The organism is Pseudomonas synxantha BG33R (assembly GCF_000263715.2).
In the GTDB taxonomy this organism is placed as follows: Bacteria; Pseudomonadota; Gammaproteobacteria; order Pseudomonadales; family Pseudomonadaceae; genus Aquipseudomonas; species Aquipseudomonas synxantha_A.
The window spans coordinates 2,605,668-2,630,074 of record NZ_CM001514.1 but is presented as its reverse complement, the minus strand read 5'-3'; the positions used below and the strand labels follow the sequence as shown (position 1 = coordinate 2,630,074).

General features: G+C 62.4%; 21 protein-coding genes. 14 read left to right on the top strand and 7 right to left on the bottom strand.

Features of this window, described 5'->3' with window-relative positions; genetic code table 11:
* Window positions 1-62: 62 nt before the first annotated feature.
* Window positions 63-1,400, bottom strand: coding sequence for a lysine N(6)-hydroxylase/L-ornithine N(5)-oxygenase family protein (locus tag PSEBG33_RS15490; protein WP_005787539.1), 1,338 nt, complete (start codon window positions 1,398-1,400; stop codon window positions 63-65).
* A 119-nt stretch (window positions 1,401-1,519) separates the two neighbouring features.
* The gene (locus PSEBG33_RS15495; RefSeq protein ID WP_005787538.1) at window positions 1,520-2,002 is read right to left on the bottom strand and encodes a sigma-70 family RNA polymerase sigma factor; all 483 of its coding nucleotides are present in this window, start codon (window positions 2,000-2,002) and stop codon (window positions 1,520-1,522) included.
* A 255-nt stretch (window positions 2,003-2,257) separates the two neighbouring features.
* Between PSEBG33_RS15495 and PSEBG33_RS15500 the strand changes: the two genes are divergently transcribed.
* The 14 genes from PSEBG33_RS15500 to PSEBG33_RS15565 all read left to right on the top strand — a co-directional run bounded on the left by PSEBG33_RS15500 (window position 2,258) and on the right by PSEBG33_RS15565 (window position 18,042).
* Entirely contained in the window at window positions 2,258-3,430 is a 1,173-nt protein-coding gene (locus PSEBG33_RS15500; RefSeq protein WP_005787537.1) for an efflux RND transporter periplasmic adaptor subunit, read from the top strand.
* A gap of 1 nt (window position 3,431) precedes the next feature.
* Complete coding sequence (locus PSEBG33_RS15505; RefSeq protein WP_005787536.1) at window positions 3,432-5,405, top strand: MacB family efflux pump subunit; 1,974 nt, start codon at window positions 3,432-3,434, stop codon at window positions 5,403-5,405.
* Window positions 5,398-6,810 carry an efflux transporter outer membrane subunit gene (locus tag PSEBG33_RS15510; protein WP_005787534.1) on the top strand — a complete coding sequence of 471 codons (1,413 nt, stop codon included), beginning with the start codon at window positions 5,398-5,400 and terminating at the stop codon, window positions 6,808-6,810. Before PSEBG33_RS15505 ends, PSEBG33_RS15510 begins: the two co-directional genes overlap by 8 nt.
* A gap of 106 nt (window positions 6,811-6,916) precedes the next feature.
* Complete coding sequence (locus PSEBG33_RS15515; RefSeq protein ID WP_005787532.1) at window positions 6,917-7,672, top strand: alpha/beta fold hydrolase; 756 nt, start codon at window positions 6,917-6,919, stop codon at window positions 7,670-7,672.
* A 109-nt stretch (window positions 7,673-7,781) separates the two neighbouring features.
* Window positions 7,782-8,549 carry a FadR/GntR family transcriptional regulator gene (locus tag PSEBG33_RS15520; protein ID WP_005787529.1) on the top strand — a complete coding sequence of 256 codons (768 nt, stop codon included), beginning with the start codon at window positions 7,782-7,784 and terminating at the stop codon, window positions 8,547-8,549.
* A 220-nt stretch (window positions 8,550-8,769) separates the two neighbouring features.
* Window positions 8,770-9,972 carry an ABC transporter substrate-binding protein gene (locus PSEBG33_RS15525; RefSeq protein ID WP_005787527.1) on the top strand — a complete coding sequence of 401 codons (1,203 nt, stop codon included), beginning with the start codon at window positions 8,770-8,772 and terminating at the stop codon, window positions 9,970-9,972.
* A gap of 56 nt (window positions 9,973-10,028) precedes the next feature.
* Window positions 10,029-10,889 (top strand): branched-chain amino acid ABC transporter permease, encoded by an 861-nt coding sequence (locus tag PSEBG33_RS15530; protein ID WP_005787523.1) that lies wholly within the window; start codon window positions 10,029-10,031, stop codon window positions 10,887-10,889.
* Window position 10,890: 1 nt separating this feature from the next.
* Window positions 10,891-11,901: a branched-chain amino acid ABC transporter permease gene (locus tag PSEBG33_RS15535; protein ID WP_005787521.1), complete on the top strand. Its 1,011-nt coding sequence runs from the start codon at window positions 10,891-10,893 to the stop codon at window positions 11,899-11,901.
* Complete coding sequence (locus PSEBG33_RS15540) at window positions 11,898-12,647, top strand: ABC transporter ATP-binding protein (RefSeq protein ID WP_005787519.1); 750 nt, start codon at window positions 11,898-11,900, stop codon at window positions 12,645-12,647. The genes PSEBG33_RS15535 and PSEBG33_RS15540 overlap by 4 nt, the downstream gene beginning before the upstream one ends.
* Window positions 12,647-13,342, top strand: a complete 696-nt coding sequence (locus tag PSEBG33_RS15545) for an ABC transporter ATP-binding protein (RefSeq protein WP_005787517.1) — start codon at window positions 12,647-12,649, stop codon at window positions 13,340-13,342. Before PSEBG33_RS15540 ends, PSEBG33_RS15545 begins: the two co-directional genes overlap by 1 nt.
* Before the next feature lie 13 nt (window positions 13,343-13,355).
* Window positions 13,356-14,624: a Zn-dependent hydrolase gene (locus PSEBG33_RS15550; RefSeq protein WP_005787515.1), complete on the top strand. Its 1,269-nt coding sequence runs from the start codon at window positions 13,356-13,358 to the stop codon at window positions 14,622-14,624.
* Window positions 14,621-16,024, top strand: coding sequence for an amidase (locus PSEBG33_RS15555; protein ID WP_005787513.1), 1,404 nt, complete (start codon window positions 14,621-14,623; stop codon window positions 16,022-16,024). Before PSEBG33_RS15550 ends, PSEBG33_RS15555 begins: the two co-directional genes overlap by 4 nt.
* Before the next feature lie 91 nt (window positions 16,025-16,115).
* On the top strand, window positions 16,116-16,979 hold the full coding sequence (locus PSEBG33_RS15560) for a LysR family transcriptional regulator (protein ID WP_005787511.1): 864 nt from the start codon (window positions 16,116-16,118) through the stop codon (window positions 16,977-16,979).
* Between the two features lie 58 nt (window positions 16,980-17,037).
* Complete coding sequence (locus PSEBG33_RS15565) at window positions 17,038-18,042, top strand: LacI family DNA-binding transcriptional regulator (protein WP_005787509.1); 1,005 nt, start codon at window positions 17,038-17,040, stop codon at window positions 18,040-18,042.
* On the opposite strand, the gene PSEBG33_RS15570 is transcribed toward PSEBG33_RS15565, so the two are convergent.
* From PSEBG33_RS15570 to PSEBG33_RS15590, 5 genes are all read right to left on the bottom strand, one after another.
* Complete coding sequence (locus tag PSEBG33_RS15570) at window positions 18,039-18,764, bottom strand: SDR family oxidoreductase (RefSeq protein ID WP_005787507.1); 726 nt, start codon at window positions 18,762-18,764, stop codon at window positions 18,039-18,041. The genes PSEBG33_RS15565 and PSEBG33_RS15570 overlap by 4 nt on opposite strands.
* Window positions 18,765-19,258: 494 nt before the next feature.
* Window positions 19,259-20,791, bottom strand: a complete 1,533-nt coding sequence (locus PSEBG33_RS15575; RefSeq protein ID WP_005787505.1) for an FGGY-family carbohydrate kinase — start codon at window positions 20,789-20,791, stop codon at window positions 19,259-19,261.
* 4 nt (window positions 20,792-20,795) lie between these two features.
* Window positions 20,796-21,887, bottom strand: coding sequence for an erythritol/L-threitol dehydrogenase (locus PSEBG33_RS15580; protein WP_005787503.1), 1,092 nt, complete (start codon window positions 21,885-21,887; stop codon window positions 20,796-20,798).
* Between the two features lie 27 nt (window positions 21,888-21,914).
* Window positions 21,915-22,907: an ABC transporter permease gene (locus PSEBG33_RS15585; protein ID WP_005787501.1), complete on the bottom strand. Its 993-nt coding sequence runs from the start codon at window positions 22,905-22,907 to the stop codon at window positions 21,915-21,917.
* On the bottom strand, window positions 22,873-24,381 hold the full coding sequence (locus PSEBG33_RS15590) for a sugar ABC transporter ATP-binding protein (RefSeq protein ID WP_005787499.1): 1,509 nt from the start codon (window positions 24,379-24,381) through the stop codon (window positions 22,873-22,875). Before PSEBG33_RS15590 ends, PSEBG33_RS15585 begins: the two co-directional genes overlap by 35 nt.
* Window positions 24,382-24,407: the final 26 nt, after the last annotated feature.

The following is a 24,407-nucleotide window of genomic DNA, read 5'->3' as shown; positions in this document are numbered from 1 at the left end:
GGTTTTTTGTACAGTACCAATAGCCGCACGTTGTCACAAGTGCCGTCTGTAGGAGGGGCAGGTCAGCTGGCAGTGGCCAGGAGCAGGTCCTGCACCGAACGGCCCTTGTCACGGTTTCGATCGTTGGCATACAACGATGCCGCAATCTCATCCGCGCGAATCGGCAGCACCGACAGCAAGGTATCGCTCAAGCCATGGCTGGCCTGGCTGAAGCCCTGGATGTAGATACCCGCCTTGCAGCGCTCGTCGGTGACGATGCGGTAGTCGCGGGCCACTTCGAAGTCGCCCATGTAGGCTTGCAGCGGCGCCAACAGTTCGCGGTGCATCTGGCGCTCATAGCCGGTGGCGAGGATCACGGCGTCGTAGTGGTTGACACTGGTTTCGCCCGTGGCGTTGTTGCGCAATACCAGTTCGATACCCAGCGGCCCGGGCGTGGCCTTCTCCACCACGGTCATGGTGCGGAACGCCTGGCGGGCGATGCCGGAGACTTTCTGACGGTAGAAAATCCCGTAGATGCGCTCGATAAGGTCCAGGTCCACCACCGAATAGTTGGTGTTCTGGTACTCGGCGACCAAACGCTCGCGTTCGGCCCCCACTTGCTGGAACACCAGGTCGGTAAACGCGGGCGAGAACACTTCGTTGACGAACGGGCTGTCATCGGCCGGCTTGAGCGCCGAGCCGCGCAGGATCATATCGACCTGCAACGATGGGAAGCTGTCATTGAGGTCGATAAAGGCTTCGGCCGCGCTTTGGCCGCCGCCGATCACCGCGATGCGCATGGCCTTGCCATCCACGCAAGGCTGGCTCGCCATGCGCTCCAGATACTGGGAATGGTGGAACACGCGGCTGTCACCCTTGAGCGCCTTGAACGCTTCGGGGATGCGCGCAGTGCCGCCGGCGCTGACCACCACCGAGCGGGTGGTACGCACATGCTGCTCGCCCTGGGCATCGCGGGAAATGACGCGCAAGGCCTCCACCTGCTGCTGATGCAGGATCGGTTCGATGGCCAGCACTTCCTCACCGTAGTTGGCCTGGGCCTGGAACTGCCCGGCCACCCAGCGCAGGTAGTCGTTGTACTCCATGCGGCAGGGGTAGAAGGTGCCCAGGTTGATGAAGTCCACCAGGCGATCGTGAGCCTTGAGGTAATTGACGAAGGAGTACGGGCTTGTGGGGTTGCGCAGGGTCACCAGGTCCTTGAGGAAGGAGATCTGCAGTTCGCTCTGGGTCACCAGGGTATTGCCGTGCCAGCGGTAGTCGGCTTGTTTGTCGAGAAACAGCACGTCCAGCTTGCCCTGGGCCTTTTCACGCTCCTGCAGGGCGATGGCCAGCGCCAGGTTCGAAGGGCCGAAGCCAATACCGATCAGGTCGTGAACCGCGGGCGAAGCAATTGCCTGTGTCATTCCAGTGTCCTCTGGATAAGCCCCTTGGCGGTGGGGCGGGAATACCTTCATGGCCTGAACAACAGGCCGTGTGTTGATAGGAAACGAGGACAGTGAAATAAAATTTAACCAACTGGCGATCAGTGCGCTTCCCACTCACGCATACGCACCCGGCAATGCTTCATGGCGTTGACGATGTGTTTTTCCACCAGGCTGCGGGAAATCCCCAGGCGCTCGGCGATTTGCACATGGGACAGGCCCTCGAGCTTGCGCAGCAGGAAACTGTCGCGACACGCCGCCGGCAACTCGGCCAGGGCGCGCTCAAGCATCTCCAGGCGCTGGTTGTGGTCATGACTGGCGTGGGGTGAACAGGGGGCGAAGCGCTCTTCGCTGTCCAGCACCTCAAGAGGCTCGGACTGACGCAAGGCGTTGCGCCGGTGGCCGTCGATCACCAGGTTCAAGGCCGTGCGGTACAGGAAGGCGCGGGGCTGTTCGATCGGGATGTCGCTGGAACGCTCCAGCACCCGAACATAAGCGTCATGCACCACATCTTCGGCCACCTGACGGTTGCCCAGCTTGGCGTTCAGGAAACACACCAGCTCGCGATAGTAGTTTTCCAACATGACTCCTGGCCCCGTGGCCGTGGTGCTAACGATCCCAGCCCGTTAGGAGCGAGCCCATCGATGATGGCAGTTTGAGTGTGTGCAATTTATAGTAATTCTCATCTACTTTTAAAGGAGTCTTGCACCAACGGTGCATTTTTTTTCGTCGCACGAGCTGTTACCACATGTGTAACAACCTAAATTCCCGAGCTTTTTTCTCGTATAACTGTCAACTCCCCGCTCCTGCGGTCAACACCTCCTGGCTGGAACCAAGACATGAAACGCCCTCGACCTGCCCGACGCGCCCTGCTTGTGCTGGCGTGCCTGCTCCCCATCCTTGTGGTGGCTGCCTGGCAAGTGCTGCCGTCGGGACGCGACAGCCTACCCACGGTCACCGTAACCCGCGGCGACATTGAAAATAGCGTTACGTCACTGGGCACCCTGCAACCGCGCCGTTATGTGGACGTGGGTGCCCAGGCGTCCGGACAGATTCGCAAGATCCATGTGGAGGCTGGTGATCAAGTCAAGGAAGGCGATCTGCTGGTGGAAATCGATCCCGCCACGCAACAGGCCAAGCTCGACGCCAGCCGCTATTCCATTGAAAACCTCAAGGCGCAGTTGCAGGAACAGAAAGCCCAGCACGAACTCGCACGCCAGAAATACCAGCGCCAGCAACGCTTGGTTGCAGGCAACGCCACCCGCGAAGAAGATGTGCAAACCGCCAAAGCCGAACTGAGTGCCACCCAAGCACGTGTCGATATGTTCCAGGCACAGATCCGCCAAGCCCAGGCCAGCCTGCGCAGTGACGAGGCCGAACTGGGCTATACGCGGATTTACGCGCCCATGAGCGGCACCGTGGTGGCGGTAGATGCGCGAGTCGGCCAAACCCTCAACGCCCAACAACAAACGCCGTTGATCCTGCGCATCGCCAAATTGTCACCGATGACCGTATGGGCCGAAGTGTCCGAAGCCGATATCGGCCACGTCAAACCGGGCATGAGCGCCTATTTCACTACCCTCGCCGGCGGCAACCGGCGCTGGAGCAGCACCGTGCGCCAGATTCTGCCGATACCGCCCAAGCCGCTGAATGAAACCAGCCAGGGCAGTGGCAGCCCCAGTAGCACGAGCAAAACCGGTAGTGGCCGCGTAGTGCTGTACACCGTACTGCTGGATGTGGACAACACTGACAATGCACTGATGGCCGAAATGACCACCCAGGTGTTTTTCGTAGCCAGCCAGGTCAAGGACGCTCTCACCATCCCGGTCGCAGCGCTGCTCGGCAGCCAAGGCAGCGACAAGCAGATCGCGCGGGTCGTGACCAAAAACGGTGCCATCCAGAAGCGAGAAGTACAGCTGGGTATCAGTGACCGCCTGCGAGTTGAAGTGTTGGATGGCCTGGACGAAGGCGATCACCTGTTGATCGGTCCCGCCAGCAGCAGCGGGGGTTGATGTGACCACGCCACTGATCGAACTCAAGAACATCCGCAAATCCTACGGCGGCGGCGACAGCCCGCAGGTCGACGTATTGCGCGGGATCGACCTGTCGATCCATGCAGGAGAGTTCGTTGCCATCGTCGGCGCCTCGGGCTCCGGCAAATCCACACTGATGAACATCCTCGGTTGCCTCGACCGCCCCACCGTGGGCGACTACCTGTTCGCCGGGGAAAACGTCGCGCACCTGGATAGCGACGCACTGGCCTGGCTGCGCCGCGAAGCCTTTGGTTTCGTGTTCCAGGGCTACCACCTGATCCCGTCCGGCTCGGCCCAGGAAAACGTCGAGATGCCGGCGATCTATGCCGGCATCAGCGCTGCCGAACGCCATGCCCGCGCCAAGGCTCTGCTGACCCGCCTGGGCCTGGCCGATCGCACCAACAACCGCCCGCACCAGCTCTCCGGTGGTCAGCAGCAGCGCGTCTCGATTGCCCGTGCGTTGATGAACGGCGGGCATATCATCCTTGCCGACGAACCCACCGGTGCCCTCGACAGCCACAGCGGTGCCGAGGTGATGGTGCTGCTGGATGAATTGGCGAGCCAGGGCCACGTGGTTATTCTGATTACCCACGACCGCGAAGTCGCGGCGCACGCCAACCGCATCATCGAGATCAGCGACGGCCTGATCATCAGCGATTCGGCGTTGAGCCCCCCCCACGTGCCCGTCACGGCTGGCAGCGACGCATTGCAAGCCGTGGACCTGCGCCAGCGCCTGGCCGACGGCGCCGAACACAATGGTGCCTGGAAAGCCGAGCTGCTGGACGCGGTGCAGGCGGCGTGGCGGGTGATGTGGATCAACCGCTTCCGCACCGCGCTGACGCTGCTGGGGATCATCATCGGCGTGGCGTCGGTGGTGGTGATGCTGGCGGTAGGCGAAGGCAGCAAGCGCCAGGTCATGGCGCAGATGGCGGCCTTCGGCTCCAACATTATCTACCTGAGCGGTTTTTCGCCTAACCCGCGCACACCGCCAGGTATCGTGACCCTCAATGATGTGGCCGCATTGGCTACATTGCCCCAGGTCAAGCGCATCATGCCAGTGAACGGCACCTACGCCGGTGTTCGCTTCGGCAACGTCGATTACATGGCCTATGTAGGCGGTAACGACACCAACTTCCCGGACATCTTCAACTGGCCAGTGGCCGAGGGTAACTACTTTACCGAAGCCGACGAGCGCGCCGGGGCCACGGTGGCGGTGATCGGTCATCGCGTGCGCGAAAAGCTGTTCAAAGGCCAGCTAGACCCCATCGGGCAATACATCCTGATCGAAAACGTGCCCTTCCAGGTGATTGGCGTGTTGGCGGAAAAAGGCTCCAGCTCCGGCATGCAAGACAGCGATGACCGTGTCGCCATTCCCTATACCGCCGCCAGCGTGCGCCTGTTCGGCACCTATAACCCCGAATACGTTGCCATTGCCGCCGCCGATGCGCGCAAGGTGCAAGAGGCCGAGCAGGCCATCAGTCAGCTTATGCAAACGCTGCACGGCGGCAAACGCGACTTCCACCTGACGAACGACGCCGCGATGATCCAGGCCGAAGCGCGGACCCAGAACACCCTGTCGCTGATGCTCGGCTCGATTGCCGCGATTTCCCTGCTGGTGGGCGGTATCGGCGTGATGAATATCATGTTGATGACCGTGCGCGAACGCACCCGCGAAATCGGCATCCGCATGGCCACCGGGGCGCGCCAGAGCGACATCCTGCGCCAGTTCCTCACCGAGGCGGTGATGCTCTCGGTGGTCGGCGGTCTGTTCGGAATCGCCCTGGCATTGCTGGTGGGCGGCGTGCTGGTGCTAGCCGAAGTAGCGGTGCAGTTTTCCCTGGTGGCGGTGTTCGGCGCGTTTGGCTGTGCGCTGGTCACCGGCGTCGTATTCGGCTTTATGCCGGCCCGTAAAGCTGCCCGGCTCGATCCGGTTAAGGCATTGACCAGTGAATAAACGATCCATCGCACCGCACCTGTCGACACTCAGCCTGTGCCTGTTGCTCAATGCCTGTGCCGGCACCTCGCCTGCCCTCGACAGCGGCATTGCCGCGCCCGTCGTCTGGCAATATGCCGAACGCGACGCCGACCAGGCCACCAACCAGCGTTGGTGGACGCAGTTTGGCAGCCCTGTGCTGAACCGCCTGATCGATCAGGCCCGCCGTGACAGCTTTGACGTGGCTGCGGCCATGGCGCGGGTGCGGCAGGCCCAGGCGACAGCGGTGATTGCTGGCGCACCGTTGCTGCCCGAGGTGACGTTCAACCTCAGCGCCAGCCGTCAAAGACTGTTGCGCGGCAGCGGCAACTCGGACTTGGACGCCACCGAGAGCAACAAGACGGTCAATAACTATGACGCCAACCTCACGGCCAGCTACGAAATCGACTTCTGGGGTGGCCGCGCCGCTGCGCGAGACAGCGCTGTGCATAGCCTGCACGCCAGTGAGTTCGATCAGGCCAACGTGGAGTTGACCTTGCTCAGCAATGTCGCCGACCGCTATGCGCAAACCCTGGCCGCGCACCAGCGCCTGCAGATCGCCGAGCTGAACCTGGCCAATGCGCGCAATGTGCTGGACCTGGTGCAAACCCGCTACGATGCCGGTTCCGCCACGGCCCTGGAGTTCGCGCAACAGAAGAGCCTGGTGGCCGGCCAGCAACGGCAACTGCCGCTGATCCAGCAATCGGCCGAAGAATCGCGCATCACCCTCGCCGCCTTGCTCGGCCAGCCGGTACAGGCCCTGGCGCTGGGCAGCGAGCCGTTCCAGGCACTGACCTGGCCGAATATCGGCCCCGGTGTTCCTAGCCAGTTGTTGCGCCGCCGCCCTGACATCGCCCAGGCCGAGGCACAGCTGGCGGCGGCCAATGCCGACGTCACGGTGGCCCGTGCGGCTATGCTGCCCTCGGTGACATTGGGCGCAACCCTCGGCTCGGGTGCGTACAAGGCTGAAGATGTTCTGCGCAGCCCGTTCTACACCCTGACCTCGGGCCTGATCGCACCGATCTTCAACAACGGTCGGCTGAGTGCCGAGCGCGATAAAGCTCGTGCGCGCCAGGATGAACTGCTGCAAACCTACCGCGGAGCGATCATCAACGGCTTTGCCGATGTGGAAAAAGCCCTCAGCAGCCTGACTCGCCTGGACCAGCAACGCCAATGGCAAACTGAAGAACTGCAGCAGGCGCAAACGGCCTTTCAGATTGCGCAAAGCCGCTACGAGGCCGGCGCCGAAGACCTGCTCACGGTGCTGGAAACCCAACGCACCCTCTATGCCGCCCAGGACCTGAACGTGCAACTGCGCCTGTCGCGGCTGCAAGCCAGTATCGCGCTGTACAAGGCATTAGGGGGTGGATGGAAGACCGATAGCTGATAAGCAAAATCGGTATTTCTTACACAAACTGTTTCTTAGCCTTACATTCTCCACCCCCAGGTCCTTGGTAAAAAAGCTGTTACATACGGCTGCCCGGGACCTCGTGATGACACCCAGCGTTCTTGTAAAAACCCTGGTGTGCATAAGCTGCTGGCTTATAGCAAACGCAGTGCGCGCTGAGCCCTTGATCGTGCCCACTGCAATCGACTGGCTGTTGGATTGCCCCCTCACTACCACTGCGCGCCTGGACCCTGAGGTGGTCGGGCGCACCCAATGCGGCCTGGTCAGTGTGCCGCGGGACCACGCCGCTCCCGGGCGCGGTCGCATACGCCTGAGCGTGACGCGTGTGGGCGCCAGGCAACCGCTCAACCGCGAGGGGGTGGTGTTCGTCCAGGCCGGCGAACCGCCCCGGCCCGCCAACGCGTCTTTCGTGCTGCACCTGGCCAGCCGCTGGGAGTCGCTTGCCACCCGCGCTTATCGCACGCTGGTCGACCGTTATGACGTGATCGAACTGAGCACCCGCGACCTGCGCCAGCCAAACGCAGTCGAGCAGGCAGCGCTGGACATGGAGTATGTGCGCGGGCAGCTCGGCGAGGCACGCCTGCACTACCTGGGCAACGCTGCCGCTACCCGTCTTGGCAGCCGCTACGCCACGCTTTTCCCCCAGCGCGTCGCCCGCATGGTGCTGATTAATGCGGCGCCGGGCGACACTATCGCCGTCGGCGTTGAGCAGTTACTACTCAAGGAGTCCAAGCAGTCCGGCGCCGACGGCTGTATCAGCCGCTGGCTGGGGGATTTCCTCGCCCACGGCAAACAGCCACCCGCCTCCGCGCGCTGCCTTGACCTCGGTGCCTGGGAGTAACCGGGGGCATTTGCGACCTGTTGCCATCGAAAACGACACGCTGCGTTGACGCTCCGATGCAATCGTTATTAAGTGCTATTTATCCGCATTAATACGATAAATCGAACCCATGCTGACTCGCCCGCTACGCCGCAAACGCCAGAAGCTGTCCGATGTGATTGTCGAGTCGGTCAAGCGCTCCATCGTCACCGATGCCTTGAAGCCCGGCGACCGCTTGCCCACCGAACGCGAGCTGATGGAAAGTTTTCAGTGCTCCAAGGGCTCGGCACGCGAAGCGCTCAAGGCATTGGAGGTCGAAGGGTTGGTCAATACGCGCACCGGCCCCAGTGGCGGGGCCTATCTGAACCAGGCCGGCACTGAACCTGCCAGCCGCGCCTTGCGCAACTACCTGCACTTCCAGCATCTGGATGGCGAGCAGGTGTATCAGTTGCGCAAGGTCATCGAAGTGGAACTGGCGCTATCGGTGCTCGGGCGCTTGAGCGAAGACGACTATCAGGCCCTGCAAGCCAATGTGGATTTTTGCAGCGCCCCCGAAGACAGCGAAGCCGGCCAGCGCGAACAGCGCCTGGCGGAACTGGAGTTCCACAACCTGCTGGCCCGGGCGTGCCCCAACCCGCTGCTGAGTTTTATGGCGCAGTTTCTCAACGACCTGCTGCGCGACCTGGTGGTGCTGAAGAAAGCCTACAAGCCCAAGCGCAAGCAGTTCGACGCGGCCAACCTCGACTATCACAAACAACTGCTGATCGCCTTTCGTGCCGGGGATGAAAGCGCCGTGCGCAGTTTGATGCATGAGCATATGTGCGATGCCGAACACCACATGACTGCGCTGGAAGGCCAGGTCAGCCCGCACTTCCTTCTGGAGTTTGATCACCGTTAGGAACAAAACCCGATCAATGTGGGAGCTGGCTTGCCTGCGATGGCATCGACTCGGTCCCCCTGTAACACCGAGGCGCCCGCATTGCAGGCAAGCCAGCTCCCACATTTGACCGTGTCCATCTGTTGAACCGAGTTACCCAATAACAAGCCTGCCCACAGGCCCTTGCACCACCGTATCGCCCTTGCCGCTCCTGCCAATAACTAAACCAGGGAGTCACCCCATGCAGCGTCGTACGTTATTGAAAGCCAGCCTCACCGCGGCCGCCGCCCTCAGCTTGCCGCTGAGCGTGCGTTCGGCCTTCGCCGCCGAGCCCTTTACCTTTTACGGCCTCAAGTCCATGTCTGGCGCGTTTGCCAGCTATGGCAAATTTGCCGACATGGGTTCGCGCCTGGCCGTGCAACAGCATGCCGAGATCCTCGGCCGCCCGCTGACCTACAAGGTTATCGACACCGAAGGCAACGCCGGCAAGGCGGTGCGCAAGGTGCAGGAGGCAATCGCGCAGGACGGCGCACGCGTTTTCCAGGGTTGCACACTGTCGTCTTCCGCCCTGGCGGTGGCCAAGGAAGTCGATAAAGTCGGCGGCGTTTTCATGACCCCGGTGGGTGCCGATGAAGTCACCGGCAAGGATTGCAACAAGGCGACCTTTCGCTGGTCAGTGCCCACCTACGGCGCGATCCGCGAAACCATGGTGCCGCTGATCAAACTGTTGCCGGACGCCAAACGCTGGTACACCATCACGCCGCAATACGTGTTCGGCGAAGCCTTGCTCGAAGGCGCAAAGAGCGTGCTGAAGGAACACGGCCTGGAGCATGTCGGCAACAGCTACCACTCGCTGCAGGAGCAGGAATTCTCCGGCTACCTGACCAACGCCATTTCCACCCGGCCCGACGTGCTGGTACTGCTCAACTTCGGCAGCCAGTCGTCCAACACCTTGCGCCAGGCGGTGAACTTCGGCATCAAGGAACGCATGAAGGTGCTGCTGGTATGGTCGGCCGGCCTTGATCAATTCCAGGAACTGGGCAGCGATGTGCTCGAAGGCGTGTACCTCGGCGCGCAGTACTGGCATCAGGTCGATACGCCACTCAACCGCGAACTGGTCAAGCTGACCCAGGCCAAATACGGCATCAACCCCACCTACCCGCTGGCCGCCGACTACATCAGCACCAAGGTCATGCTCGACACCATCATCGCCACCGGCAGCTTCGACGGCGCAACCGTGGCCAAGGCCATGCAAGGCTTGAGCTATGAAGGCCCGACCGGCAAGGAGTCGATCCGCGCCGGCGACCATCAGGTGATCAAGGATTACTACCTGCTGGTCGGCAAGGCCAGCGGCGACATGGCCGACAAGGACGACCTGGCCAAGGTGCTCAGCGCCGGCCAATCGTTCCCACCGGTCGAGGCGACGGGCTGCACGCTCGGCTGACTGCTTACTTTTGTCGCGCAGGGCCGCGCAAGCGGCCGCCTGCAGAGGGTTCCTGCATGCTCAATTTGTACCTGTTCCAGATTCTCAACGGCCTTGGGCTGGGGATGATCTACTTCCTGATCGCGGTCGGGCTGACGATCATTTTCGGCCTGCTCAACTTCGTCAACTTCGCCCACGGCGCGTTTTTCCTGCTGGGCGCCTACATCTGCTACACCGCCGTGAGCCTCACCGGCAGCTTCTGGCTGGCGCTGCTCGTCGCGCCGCTGGTGGTGGCTGCGCTGGCCTGGGTGATCGAGCGTTTGCTGATCCAGCGGATCTACCACTTGCCGCACATGTTCCAGATTCTGGTAACCCTGGGGATCGCGCTGATTATCCAGGAAGCCAGCGTGATGATCTGGGGCCCGGTGGGCAAAAGTGTCGCCGTACCGGAGTTGCTGCGCGGCGTGCTGGTGGTGGGGGATTTTGTCTATCCCTACTACCGCCTGTTTCTCATCGTGTTTTCCGGGCTGGTCGGCCTGGGCCTGTGGCTGCTGCTGGAACGCACGCGCTTCGGCGCCCTGGTGCGCGCCGGCAGTGAGAGCACTGAAACCGTGTCATTGCTGGGCACCAATATTTTCCGCCTGTTCTCCATGACCTTCGCCCTCGGCGTGGCCCTGGCCGGTGTCGCCGGGGTGTTGTTCGCACCGTTGCGCGGCGCCCAGCCCTTTGTCGGCCCGGAGATTCTCGGGGTGGCGTTCGTGGTGGTGGTGATCGGCGGCATGGGCTCGTTCAGCGGTGCGCTGGTCGGCGGTTTGCTGGTAGGCGTCGTGCAAAGCCTGATGACCACACTCTGGCCCCAGGGTGCGAGCCTGATGATCTACGGCGCGATGGCCGTGGTGATTCTGGTCCGCCCCTACGGCCTGTTCGGGAGAGCCTGACATGAGCGAGAAAAATCCCCTGCCGTTTGCCAAAACCCAATCCAAAGCGATGCTGCTGTGGGTATTGGCGGTGCTGATCGGCCTGCCGTTGATACTGCCCTCGGCAACCCTGGCCACCGAGATCCTGATCTTTGCCATGGCCGCCCTGGCTTGCAACCTGTTGCTGGGCTACACCGGCTTGCTGTCATTCGGCCAAGGCATCTTCTTCGGGGCCGGCGCCTACTGCGCGGCGTTGCTGATGATCCACCTGCAACTGGGGTTGTTCACCGCACTGCTGGGTGCCGCAATCGCCGGCGGTTTCCTGGCATTGCTGGTGGGCGCCCTGGCGATTCGGCGCACCGGCATTTACTTCGTGATGCTCACGCTGGCGTTCAGCCAGATGGCCTATTTCGTCGCCTACACCCTGAGCGACTGGACCGGCGGCGACAACGGCCTGCTCAGCGTGCCGCGCCCGGAAATCCGTGTGGGTGAAACCGTGCTGCTGTCCTTGGCCGATGCCCGTGCCTTCTATGGATTTGTCGCGGTGCTGTTCCTGCTGATCTTTATCGGCGCTCGCCGGGTGATCGCTTCGCCGTTCGGCAGCACGCTGATGGCGATCCGTGAGAACGAAACCCGGGCCTCGGCCATCGGCTACGACACGCGGCACTTCAAGATCCTGGTGTTCGTGCTGTCCGGGGCGGTCACCGGGATTGCCGGGGCGCTGTACGCCATGCTGCTGCACTTTGTGCCACTGTCCAATATTGACCTGGCGATGTCCGAGAACATTCTGATCATGACCATCGTCGGCGGCACGGGCTCGTTGTTCGGCTCATTGCTGGGCGCCGGCTCCATTGTGCTGCTGGGGGATTTCCTCTCCGACCTGTGGCCGCGCTGGCTGATGCTGCTGGGGGTGATCCTGATCCTGGTGGTGATCTTCATGCGCGGCGGTTTGTGGGGCGGCCTGGCGTCGCTGTTCGAGAAGCTGCGCGGCAATCGCAAAACTGCGGCCGTCGCCAAGGAGCCAGGGCTATGAGCATCCTGCTGGAAACCCAGAACCTGGAACTGGCCTATGGCGCGTTCCATGCGGTCAATGGCGTCAACCTCAAGGTCGAGGCCGGCACTATCCACACCATTATCGGCCCCAATGGCGCTGGCAAGACCAGCCTGTTTCATTGCCTGACAGGTGAGCGCCAGGCCACTGCCGGAGCGATCCATTTCGACGGCAACAACCTGATGCGCAAGCCCGCCCATGCCCGCGTCGGCCTGGGCATGGCGCGTTCGTTCCAGCTCACCAGCCTGTTCCAGAACCTCAGCGTGCGCGAAAACCTGCGACTGGCCGCCCAGGGCCGCGATGGCGCCCGGGCCTTGAACTTCTGGCGCCGAGTGGACAGCAAGCGCGAACACCTGGAGATGGCCGACCAGGTCCTTGAGCGCCTGCAACTCACTGCCCGCGCCGACACCCTGGCCGGCGAGTTGTCCCACGGCCAGCAGCGGGTACTGGAGGTGGGCATGTCGATCTGCTCCAAACCCAAACTGCTGATGCTCGACGAGCCCACTTCGGGCATGGGCATCGACGACATCCCGATCATGACCCAACTGATCAGCGACCTCGGCCGCGACCACACGGTGCTGCTGATCGAACACAACATGAGCATTGTCATGTCCATCAGCCAACGCATTACGGTAATGAGCCACGGCCAGATCCTGGTGGAAGGCACGCCAGATTTCGTGCGTGCCGATGAACGTGTGCGCACTGCATACCTTGGGGAGGCCGCCTGATGCTGATCGTCGAGAATATCCATTCCTACTACGACAAGAGCCATGTGCTGGAAGGCGTGTCATTGACCGTCAACCCTGGCGAACTGGTGACCCTGCTGGGTCGCAATGGCGCCGGCAAGACCACCACCCTGCGCAGCATCCTCGGCATCATTTGCCCGCGTCAGGGCCAGATTCACTTCAATGGCCAGGCGCTGGTGGGGCAGAAAATCTTTGAAATTGCACGCCAGGGCTTGGCACTGGTGCCGGAGAACCGCGGGATTTTCCGCCTGCTCAGCGTCGAGGAAAACCTGCGCATCGCCGTACGCAAAAGCAGCCGTTGGCAACTGGACGATGTATACGCCATGTTCCCGCGCCTCAAGGAACGGCGCAAAAACGCCGGCCATGCGCTATCCGGCGGCGAACAGCAAATGCTCGCCATCGCCCGCGCCCTGCTCAACGACCCCAAGCTGCTGATCCTCGACGAACCCACCGAGGGCCTGGCCCCGGTGATCGTCGACGAGCTGGTGAAGATCCTGCGCAAGGTCAAGGACGACGGCCTGCCGGTGCTGCTGGTGGAGCAGAACCTGATGGTCTGCGACAAGCTCGCCGACCGTCATTACGTACTCGAACAGGGCCGCGTGGTGTACGAAGGCAGCGCCGCTGACTTCCGTGCCGACCCGTCGATCAAGAACCGTTATCTGGCCTTGAGTGCCTGACTGGAGATCTCTGATGAATAGTGTTGCGCAACCGCTCCAGAGCAACGCCCCGCTGATCAACCGTGACCGCCTGTGGCAATCGCTGATGGACCTGGCCCGACTCGGCGCCACGGCCAAGGGTGGCGTGTGTCGCCTGGCCCTCACCGATCTGGACCGCCAGGCCCGCGACCTGTTTGTGCAGTGGTGCGAAGCGGCTGGGTGCAGCGTCACTGTCGACGCCATCGGCAATATCTTTGCGCGTCGTGCCGGACGCAACCCCGCCCTGCCCCCGGTGATGACCGGCAGCCACATCGACACCCAACCCACCGGCGGCAAGTTCGACGGCTGCTACGGGGTGATGGCCGGGCTGGAAGTGATCCGCACCTTGAATGACTTGCAGATCCAGACCCAGGCGCCGATTGAAGTGGTGGTGTGGACCAACGAAGAAGGCTCGCGCTTCCCGCCGTGCATGATGGGCTCCGGGGTGTTTGCCGGGAAGTTCGACTTGCAGGACACCCTCGACAAACGCGACGACCAGGGCCTGTCGGTAGGTGCCGAACTACAGCGCATTGGCTATGCCGGTTCCCGTACGGTTCTGGGCCATCCGGTCGGCGCCTACTTCGAAGCCCATATAGAGCAAGGCCCGGTACTGGAAGACCAGGCCACCACTATCGGCGTGGTCATGGGCTGCCTGGGCCAGAAATGGTTCGACCTGACCCTCACAGGCGTCGAAGCCCACGCCGGCCCCACCCCGATGCACCTGCGCAAGGATGCCCTGGTCGGCGCCGCCGAGGTGGTCAGCGCGGTCAACCGTATCGCCCATCAACAACAGCCCCATGCCTGCGGCACCGTTGGTTGCCTGAGCCTGCACCCGGGTTCGCGCAATGTGATTCCCGGCCAGGTGCAGATGACCCTCGACTTGCGTCACCTGCATGGGGACAAACTGCAAGCCATGGTCGATGAAGTACGCGCAGTGATCGAAACCACGGCCGACCGACACGGCTTGACCTTTGAACTGACACCCACCGCCGACTTCCCGCCGCTGGACTTCAACCCGGCCTGCGTCAATGCCGTGCGCGATGGCGCGAGGGCCTTGGGCTTGAGCCATATGGACATCGTCAGCGGCGCTGGGCATGACGCGATTTTCGTCGCCGAACTGGGCCCCGCCGGGATGATCTTCGTGCCGTGCGAAGGCGGCATCAGCCATAACGAAATCGAAAACGCCGCGCCGGATGATCTGGCGGCTGGCTGCGCGGTGTTGCTGCGGGCCATGGTCAACGCGGCTCAGGGAGTTCAAGCATGAGTGAGATCGGCCAACTGACGGCGGTGCAACTGCTCAAGCATTATCGCGACAAGAGCTTGTCACCGGTAGAGGTCACCGAAGATGCGTTGCTGCGCATCGAACGCTACAACCCGGTGGTGAACGCCTACTGCCATGTCGATCCTGAGGGGGCATTGAGCGCGGCGCGGGCCTCGGAACAACGTTGGTTAAAAGGTGCCCCTTGCGGCGCACTGGATGGCGTACCAGCGTCGATAAAAGACCTCACGCTGACCCTCGGCATGCCCACGCGCAAGGGCTCGCGCACCTCATCCGCCGAGGGGCCCTGGAATGTGGACGCGCCCTTCTCGCACTTCATGCGCAAGGCCGGTGCGGTGCTGCTGGGCAAGACCAGCACCCCGGAGTTCGGCTGGAAAGGCGTCACCGACAACCCGCTGTACGGCATCACCCGCAACCCGTGGGATACACGCACCACCGCGGGCGGCTCGTCGGGTGGCGCGGGGGCGGCGGCGGCGTTGAACCTCGGCGTGTTGCATCAGGGCAGCGATGCGGGCGGTTCGATTCGCATCCCGTGTGCGTTCACCGGAACGTTCGGGATCAAGCCGACCTTCGGTTATGTACCGCAGTGGCCGGCCAGTTCCATGACCATCCTGTCGCATCTGGGGCCCATGACCCGCACCGTGGAAGACAGCGTGCTGATGCTACAGACCGTGGCACAAGTGGATGTGCGCGATGGCCTGATCGGGGCGCCAAGGACCACCCCTTGGCTTACGCCGGGTGCAGATTTGAAAGGCTTGCGTGTCGCCTATAGCCCAACGTTCGGCTATGTGGATGTGGATCCGCAGGTCGCCAAGGTCGTCGCACAGGCGGTTGAGGGCCTGGTGCAATTGGGCGCCCATGTCGAACAGATCGATCCGGGTTTCAGCGACCCGCTTGAGGTGTTCAGCACCCTGTGGGCCGCCGGCGCTGCACGCCTGACCGGGGCGATGAGCGATGCGCAAAAGCAACTGCTGGACCCGGGGCTGCTGCGTATTGCGCAACGGGGCGGGCGTCTGAGCCTGGACGACTTCAACGCCGCCCTGGAAGCGCGCGCCGCACTGGTTGCGCGCATGGCGGCGTTCCATGAGCACTACGACGTGCTGGTATCGCCGATGATGCCGATTACCGCGTTCGAAGCCGGGCACAACGTACCGCCCGGCTCGGGGATGAACGAGTGGATGCAATGGACGCCGTTCAGCTACCCCTTCAACCTCACCCAGCAACCGGCTGCGTCGGTGCCGTGCGGGTTGGCCGCCAATGGTTTGCCGGTGGGGTTGCATGTGGTGGCTGCGCGGTTTGCCGATGAGCAGGTGTTGAGGGTGTGTCATGCCTATGCAAAAGCCTTCCCTACCGAGCATTTGCAAGCACCTGAAACCCTGAGCTGAGATTCAATCGAAAATGTGGGAGGCATACCCCCTCCCACAGTTTTTACCGCATTCCACTACAATGCCCTCCATTCATCTTCCGGGGGGCTTCATGGACATCGAACTGGCACGCACCTTCCTCGAAATCACCCGCTGCGGCAGCCTCGCCGCAGCGGCGGAGAAACTGCACGTCACCCAGACCGCCATCACCGCCCGGGTCAAGAACCTGGAGAGCCAGTTGGGCAGCACGCTGTTTATTCGCAACCGTGCCGGTGCACGCCTGACCGCCGATGGCGAGGCCTTTGTGGTGTACGCCAACCAGTTGCTGCAAACCTGGGAAGCGGCACGCCGTGACCTACCGTTACCCGATGGCTATCGCAATGTGCTGCATATCGGCGGTGAGGTCAGCCTGTGCAACCCGCTGATGCTCGGTTGGGCCAAGGCGCTGCGCGAGCATATTCCCGGACATGCACTGCGTACCGAAATTCGCGAGGGCGAGTACCTGTTGCGTCAACTGGAGTTGGGCGTGCTCGATGCCGCGCTGGTGTTCCAGCCGCAGTACTGGCCAGGTTTGCAGGTAGAGCAAGTGCTGGAAGAAAAACTGATCCTGGTGCAATTGGCGAGCAAACCCGAGCCCTATGTGTATATCGACTGGGGCCAGGGTTTCCGCCAGCAGCATGACGCCGCCCTGCCCGACCGCGCACGTGCCGCCGTGAGTTTCAACCTGGGCCCATTGGCGCTGCAGTACATCCTGGAAAACGGCGGCGCCGGGTATTTCCGCACGCGGGTGGTACAAAGCTATCTGGACAGTGGCGTGATGCAGCGCGTGCCCAAGGCGCCGGAGTTCAGTTTCCCGACTTACCTGGTGTATTCGCGGGCGCGGGATTCGGCGGTGCTGCAGCAGGCGCTGGCGTTGCTGCGCGAGGTGGTCAAGGCTGAAGGTGACTGGTCGCAACGCTGGGACCCGCTGATTTGAATCACACTGGGCCTGCACACATGCTAGCCTGCTGATGTGTCCTCTCGCAGCCTTACCGATGAACAAGAAAAAGTCCGTCACCATCAGCGACATTGCCAAACGGGTCGGCATGACCACCATCACCGTGTCCCGGGCGCTGAGCAAACCTGACCTGGTCAAACCCGCGACGCTGGCGCGCATCCTGGAGGTGGCACGCGAGCTCGACTACGTGCCCAACGCCTTCGCGCGCGGGCTCAAGCGCAGTGAAAGCCTGATCATCGGCGTGATCACCGCGTCGGTCGACAACCCGTTCTACAGCGAGATGATCAAGGCCATTTCCCGCGAGGCGAAACAACACGGCTACACCATCATGCTGGTGGATACCGACGAACTGGAAGAACTGGAAAACAAGGCGGTCGATACGCTGCTGGGTTACCGCGTGGCGGGGATCATCCTGTCGCCGGTCTCCGATGAGCCCAGCTACCAGCCCGACTACCTGGAACGCCTGGGTAACGGCAAGACCCCCGTGGTGCTGCTGGATCGCACGATCCACGACAGCCCGTTCAGCCGCGTGGTGCTCGACAACTACCACAGCGGCATCCAGGCCGCGCACTACTTGTTGCGCCAGACGCCGCACCTCAAGCGCCTGCTGGTGCTGACCGGCCCCGAGCACTCGCGCATCACCGTGGAGCGCCTCAAAGGCTTGCGCGAAGTGCTGGCCGAGCATCCCCAGGTGCACGTTGAAGTGCAGGCGGGCGACTACACGCTGATGCCATCCTACCTGCACACCCTGGACTACCTCGCCGAACATTCGGCGCCGGACGCGATCATGGGTTTTAACCAGTTGATCACCCTCGGCGCACTGCGCGCACTGCGCATGCACAACATCTCCCATGACAGCCTGACCATCTGCGGCATCGACCGCCTGCCCTTCGCCGATATCTTTGGCGTGCCGATCGCCTGCGTGGCCCACGACGCGTCACTGGCTGGCAGCAGCGCGGTACGTTTGCTGCTCGATCGCCTGGAAGATCCGTACAAGCCGCGGGACAAGGTGGTCATCGCCGGCCAGTTGGAAAACGGCTAGCGGCTGGTGTAACCGCCGTCGATGGGCAGGCTCACGCCGCTGATCATGCTGGCTGCGTCGCTCAGCAGGAACAGCACCGGCAACGCCACTTCCGCCGGTTGCGCAAAACGCCCCAAGGGGATCGCCGCCAGCGCCGGATCGCGCTTGGCCGGGTCGGACCAGGCCATGCTTGCCATCGGCGTCAAGGTCACCGTGGGGTTGACGCCATTGACGCGGATACCAAAACGGCCCCACTCAGCGCACTGCACACGGGTGATCGCATCCAGCGCAGCCTTGGAGGCGCAGTAACCAAGATGGTCATCCAGTGCCACCAACGACGCCTGACTTGAGACGTTGACGATACTGCCGGCGACGTTCGCCGCGATCATCTTTGCCGCGACACGACTGGCCACCTGGGCCGCGGCGCGAGCGTTAACGTTCATTACCTGGTCGAAAGCCTCGGCGCTGATGGCAGCGGCGGGTTCCAGGCGCGAGATGCCGGCGCAGTTGACCAGGCCGTGCATGAGGGGCAGGTCTTGCAGCGCTTTATCGAGGGCTGCGCTGTCGGCAATGTCCACACAGAGGGAGTGGCAGCCCAGTTCGGCCAACGCTTGGGCGTCGCGGCCAAGGGCGAAGACTTCGGCGCCGTTGTTGATCAGTTGGAGCGCGATTTCGCGACCGATGCCGCTGCTGGCGCCGGTGACTAGGATGCGGTGCTGAGTGAAATCGAAGACTGCGTTCATAGATAAAAATCTCAAGAACAATGAAGATTGACTGTGGGAGGGGGCTTGCCCCCGATGGCGGCCTGAGGGCCGACCGGGATGCTGGATCAGACCGAGTACATATCCGTTATTTAGGTCACGGCCACTGTTGGTTCCGCTTTTACAGCGGGTCACTTTGGAAAAGAGCCCCAAAGTAACCAAAGGGCTCTTGCCCCACCACTCGGCACCTCGCTTAGGCTCGGTGTGCCCGTAATCCGACAGGGATTTGGGGGGCCGCCGCCACGCGCCATCCATGGCGCGGGGCGGCTAAACCGGCATCCCTGCCGGTTTACCCCCCAAATCCCTGTCGAATTCCGGCCAGCGTGGTTTGACGGGGCGCCTGAGATCAAAAGCAGATCAAGATCAAGAGCGGCTCGCTTCGCATCGTGGTTAGTGTTGGCTGCTACCAGGTTGTGTAGATACCTCTGCTCATTGGGGCAAGCCCGCTCCCACATTTTTGTTTGGACTGTGTTGGGTCAGGTGGTTTGCAGGGTGTGCATGATCGGTTTCAGGGCCGGATACAGCTTCAGGTACTCGGTAAACGCCCGGTCATAGGCCATGACATTCTCGCGCTTGGGCTGTGCCCGCTGCTCCAGTTGCACCCAGCCTGTGTCCATCGCCTCATCACTGACCAACCCCACCGTATGCGCCGCCAGCAACGCCGCGCCCAGGGCCGCTTCAACCTCCTGGACAATGGTGTACACCGGGTAGCGGGTGACATCGGCAATGATCTGCATCCACAAATCCGAATGGCTGGCCCCACCCACCACGATCAAACGCGGGTCAAGGGAATGCGCGCCCTGGGTGCCCGCTTCGATATTGTGGCGCAGGGCAAAACTCACCCCCTCCAGCACCGCGCGATACAGGTGGATGCGGCTGTGATACAGGTTCAGCCCGACAAAACTGCCGCTGGCGCGGTCGTCCCATACCGGGCTGCGCTCGCCCATCAGGTACGGCAGGAACACCACGCCTTCACTGCCCGCCGGGATCTTCGTCGCGCTCTGCTCCAGCAGCACCAGGCTGTCTTGCCCCGTCGCCTGGGCTTGCTGCTCTTCGGCCTGGCAGAACTGCTCGCGAAACCAGCTGACCGAAGCCCCGGCGGTGATCGCGCCGCCAAAGATGTACAGGTCGCGATGGCCGTTGTAGACGTGCGGCATGCTCACCAGGCCGTGGTGCGCATCCACCTGCTGGTTGAGGTAGCCCCAGCACATGCTGGTGCCGATCATCGCCACATGATTACCCGGCTGGGTGACGCCTGCGGCCAAGGTGGCCATGGCCGCATCTACGCCGCCGGCGAGGATCGGCATGCCCGCCTGCAAACCCAGGCGTGCCGCCCAGTCCGGCAACAGCTCACCCACCACCTCACCGGAATACAACAGGCGCTTGGGCATCATGGCCAGGGGAATCTCCAGCGCCGCGAGCATCTCTTCGGACCAGTTGCGCGCCGCCACGTCATACACCCCGCCGATATTGCCGGCGCTGCTGTGGTCCACCGCCAACTCGCCGGTCAGGCACCAGTTTATGTAGCTGTTGGGCGGCAGCAGGTAGCGAGTGTTCGCCCACACCTGCGGTTGATGCTGCTTGAGCCAGAGCATCTTGGTGAAGCCATAGTAGCTGTCCACCGAGTTGCCGGTGACCGCGAACAGCCGCTCCAGATCCACATGCTCACGCACCCACTCGACCTGCTCGCCAGCGCGGCGGTCCATCCAGATCAGGCACGGGTGCAACGGTGTCATCTGCGCATCCACGGCAATCCCCGAGCCGCCGTACAGGCTGCTGATGCACAGCGCCTTGACCTGCCCCGCCGGTACGCCAGCCTTGGCCATGCACTGGGCAACGCAGGCTTGCACAGCGTCCAGCCACACCTGCGGCCATTGCTCGGCCCAGCGCACTTTGGGGGTATCCACGCGATAGCCCTGGCTGTGTTGGGCAATGATCGTGCCTTGGGCATCCACCAGCAGCGCCTTGGTGCTCTGGGTGCCGATGTCGACACCCATGACGTAGTTCATGTTGTTACTCATGGACGGGCAGCACCGGTTTCAACAGCACCTTGATCGACTTGGTCGAGTTCGCCAGTTCGAACGCTTCGGCCCAGTCGTCCAGCGGGAAATCGTGGGTGACGATGCCTTTGGACGTGACCAGGCCACGCTCGAACAGGTCGATGGCAATCGGGTAGCAATACGGCCCCAGGTGCGCGCCGCGTACATCGAGTTCCTTGCGGTCGCCGATGATCGACCAGTCCACGCTGGTCTCGGCGCCAAACACGCTGAACTCCACAAACCGCCCAAGCTTGCGGATCAGGTCCAGGCCCTGGATGACGCCGGCCGGTACCCCCGTGGTCTCGATGTAGACATCGCAACCATAGTTTTCGGTGAGGCCATTGATGATCTCGCGGGCGTTGTCACGGGCGGGATTGATCACCACATCGGCACCGAATTTTTTCGCCAGTTCCAGGCGCGCGTCGACCATGTCGATCACCACCAGCTTTTTCGGGGTTTTCAACGCGGCAACCTGGACCATGCACAGGCCAAGGGTGCCCGCACCGGCAATCACCACCACGTCATCGAGCTGGATATCGCCGCGGTTAACGGTGTGGATCGAGCAGGCCATGGGCTCCACCAGCGCCGAATCCTCCAGGGACACCGCCTCAGGGATCTTGTGCACGATGGCAGTCTTGGGAATACGCATGTACTGGGCCATGCCGCCTTCGGCCACTTCACGCTGGAAGCCGAAAATGTTGTGCACTTCGCACATCCAGTATTTGCCCGACTTGCAGAAACGGCACTTGCCGCACGGCACGATCTGTTCGGCGATGACCTTGTCGCCGACCTTGACCTCGAAGTGTTCCTCGGCGCCCTCGCCCGCCTCCACTACGTAGCCAAAAAATTCATGTCCCGGCACCACCGGCGCCTTGACCCAGGGGTTGTCACCGCCCCAGAACATCGCCGCGCCGGAGTGGCACTTGCAGTCACTGGCGCAGATACCGCAGGCAGCGATGCGGATCACCAGCTCATTGGCGCGGGCCTGGGGTTTGCCGATGCGTTCCAGGCGGTAGTCTTTCGGGCCGTGGCAGACGACGGCTTGCATGTGGGTGTGCTTGTCCATGGTGTTCGATCCTGTGTAGTGAGGTATTTATCGATGGCGCTGACGGCTGATAAAGATCGCCAGCAAAATGATCCCGCCCTTGATCACACTTTGGACGTAGGGCGACACGCCAAGCATGTTCAAGCCGTTGTTCAACACGCCCAGCAGCATGGCGCCGAGCAAGGTGCCGACGATCACCCCGCGCCCGCCGGCGATCGATGCACCGCCGAGTACCACGGCGGCAATCGCATCAAGCTCGAACGACACACCGGCATTGGGCTGGCCGCTCATTAGCCGCGAGGTGAGCACCAGCCCGGCTATCGCCGCCGTCAGGCCACTGATGCCGTACACCAGCAGCTTGAAGCGCGCAGCACGCACCCCGGACAAACGCACCGCTTCTTCATTGCCGCCGATGGCGTAGATGTAGCGGCCTATACGCGTGTGTTGCAGCAGCACATAGGCGGCCAGGTAAGTGAGCACCATGATCAGGATCGGCACCTGCATACCGAACACGCTGCCGCGCCCGAAAAAAGCGAACCACTCCGGCAGCCCGGAAATCGGGTAGCCGTCGGTGTACATCAGCCCGAACCCACGGGCGATGCCCATGGTCGCCAGCGTGACGATGATCGGTGGCATGTGCAGGTAAGCCACGAACAGCCCGTTGCCGATGCCGAACGCCACGCCTACCAGCAGCCCGGCGCCAATCGCCAGGCCGGGCGGCACGCCGGCCAACATCAAACCGGCCGTGAGCGTGCCGGATAACGCCATCACCGGCCCCACCGACAAATCGATGCCACCGGTAAGAATCACGCAGGTCATGCCCACCGCGATGATCGCGTTGATCGACACCTGGCGGGCGATGTTGGACAGGTTGCTGGCGGTGAGGAAGGTATCGCTGGCAAGGATCATCACCAGGGTCACCACCACCAGCCCCACGAAGGGATAGAACGCCGGCGAGCGCAGCAGCCGTGCCATATTCAGGCGCAAGCGGCCGGTGTTTGCGGTGTTAATGGACGTATTCACTTGAGCCCCCTGTTGCATGGCGCATGACCTCTTGAGGATTGACGGCGGACGCTTCCAGGACCTTGACGATCGCGCCCTTGTGGAACACGGCGACGCGGTCGCACATGCCGATGACTTCGGGCAATTCGGAGGAAATCATGATGATTGCGTAGCCTTGTTCGGTGAGGCTGCGCATCAGCGCGTAGATCTGCGCCTTGGCGCCGACGTCGATGCCGCGGGTGGGCTCGTCGAACACCAGCACCTCGCAGTGGTGGTTGATCCAGCGCGCGATTACGACTTTTTGCTGATTGCCGCCGCTGAGGTTAAGCACGCGGCTTTCACCGCTGGGCGCCTTGATCGACAGCTGGCGCATCAGTGCTTCGACGCTGGCGCACTCCTTGGCCTTGTCGATCAAACCCGAGGCGTTCTGATATTTGGGCAGGTTGTTCAGGGAGATGTTTTCGCGAATGCTGAAATCGGTGATCAGCCCTTCGCTCTTGCGACTTTCCGGCAGCAGGCCGATGCCGTGCGCCAAGGCTTGGGCCGGGTCATCGAGGCTGATTTTTTCGCCGCGCAACCACACCTCTTTGCTCACGGACGGCAGCGCCCCCATCATGCCCAGGGCCAATTCGGTACGGCCCGACCCCACCAGCCCGGCAAAGCCCAGGATTTCACCCTTGTGCAGTTGGAAGCTGTTGTGTGGGCCATTGCGCACCAGCTGGATGTCTTTGACCTCCAGCAACAGCGGGCCGCGCTCGCAAGTGGGCTTGGGCGGGAAACTGCACTCCAGGCGGCGCCCCACCATCATCTCCACCAGGCGGTCGATATCGCTGTCGGCCACGTCGGTGACGCCCACATTGCCGCCGTCGCGCAGCACGCTGATGCGGTCACAGACCTGGAAAATCTCTTCCAGGTGATGCGAGATAAAAATCACCGCCACGCCCTGGCGCTTGAGTTCTCGCATGATCTCGAACAGCAGCTCGGCTTCGCTGGGCGTCAGCGTCGCGGTGGGTTCATCGAGTACCAGCAGGCGTGCGTCCAGGGCCAGGGCCTTGGCGATCTCGACGAACTGCTGCTCGGCCACGCTCAGGTGCTTGACCGCGCAATGCAGGTCGATACTCACCCCCAAACGCTGAAACAACGCCTGCGCCGCCTCGGTCATTTCACGTTTGCGCAACAGGCCGAAGCGGTTGCTCAACTCATGGCCGAGGAAGATGTTTTCCACCGCCGTGAGGTAGGGAATCAGGCTGAACTCCTGGAACACGATGCCGATACCGGCGGCGATGGCATCGCGGTAAGTGGCGAACTGCTGCGCCTGGCCGTCGATGAGGATCTGCCCTTCGTCCTGATGCTCGACGCCGCCGAGGATCTTCATCAGGGTGGATTTGCCCGCGCCATTTTCCCCCAGCAAGGCATGGATTTCGCCGCGCTCCACTTGCAGGTTGATGGACTTGAGGGCCTGGACCCCCGGGTAACGCTTACAGATGTTTTCCAGCTTCAGAAGACTGCTCATACCGCCGACCTCGCGTTCAGAAGGAA

Coding starts and splice junctions, on each gene's coding strand:
- PSEBG33_RS15490 (WP_005787539.1), bottom strand. CDS start 1,400: ATGACACAGGCAATTGCTTCGCCCGCGGTTCACGACCTGATCGGTATT.
- PSEBG33_RS15495 (WP_005787538.1), bottom strand. CDS start 2,002: ATGTTGGAAAACTACTATCGCGAGCTGGTGTGTTTCCTGAACGCCAAG.
- PSEBG33_RS15500 (WP_005787537.1), top strand. CDS start 2,258: ATGAAACGCCCTCGACCTGCCCGACGCGCCCTGCTTGTGCTGGCGTGC.
- PSEBG33_RS15515 (WP_005787532.1), top strand. CDS start 6,917: ATGACACCCAGCGTTCTTGTAAAAACCCTGGTGTGCATAAGCTGCTGG.
- PSEBG33_RS15520 (WP_005787529.1), top strand. CDS start 7,782: ATGCTGACTCGCCCGCTACGCCGCAAACGCCAGAAGCTGTCCGATGTG.
- PSEBG33_RS15525 (WP_005787527.1), top strand. CDS start 8,770: ATGCAGCGTCGTACGTTATTGAAAGCCAGCCTCACCGCGGCCGCCGCC.
- PSEBG33_RS15530 (WP_005787523.1), top strand. CDS start 10,029: ATGCTCAATTTGTACCTGTTCCAGATTCTCAACGGCCTTGGGCTGGGG.
- PSEBG33_RS15535 (WP_005787521.1), top strand. CDS start 10,891: ATGAGCGAGAAAAATCCCCTGCCGTTTGCCAAAACCCAATCCAAAGCG.
- PSEBG33_RS15540 (WP_005787519.1), top strand. CDS start 11,898: ATGAGCATCCTGCTGGAAACCCAGAACCTGGAACTGGCCTATGGCGCG.
- PSEBG33_RS15545 (WP_005787517.1), top strand. CDS start 12,647: ATGCTGATCGTCGAGAATATCCATTCCTACTACGACAAGAGCCATGTG.
- PSEBG33_RS15550 (WP_005787515.1), top strand. CDS start 13,356: ATGAATAGTGTTGCGCAACCGCTCCAGAGCAACGCCCCGCTGATCAAC.
- PSEBG33_RS15555 (WP_005787513.1), top strand. CDS start 14,621: ATGAGTGAGATCGGCCAACTGACGGCGGTGCAACTGCTCAAGCATTAT.
- PSEBG33_RS15560 (WP_005787511.1), top strand. CDS start 16,116: ATGGACATCGAACTGGCACGCACCTTCCTCGAAATCACCCGCTGCGGC.
- PSEBG33_RS15565 (WP_005787509.1), top strand. CDS start 17,038: ATGAACAAGAAAAAGTCCGTCACCATCAGCGACATTGCCAAACGGGTC.
- PSEBG33_RS15570 (WP_005787507.1), bottom strand. CDS start 18,764: ATGAACGCAGTCTTCGATTTCACTCAGCACCGCATCCTAGTCACCGGC.
- PSEBG33_RS15575 (WP_005787505.1), bottom strand. CDS start 20,791: ATGAACTACGTCATGGGTGTCGACATCGGCACCCAGAGCACCAAGGCG.
- PSEBG33_RS15580 (WP_005787503.1), bottom strand. CDS start 21,887: ATGGACAAGCACACCCACATGCAAGCCGTCGTCTGCCACGGCCCGAAA.
- PSEBG33_RS15585 (WP_005787501.1), bottom strand. CDS start 22,907: ATGCAACAGGGGGCTCAAGTGAATACGTCCATTAACACCGCAAACACC.
- PSEBG33_RS15590 (WP_005787499.1), bottom strand. CDS start 24,381: ATGAGCAGTCTTCTGAAGCTGGAAAACATCTGTAAGCGTTACCCGGGG.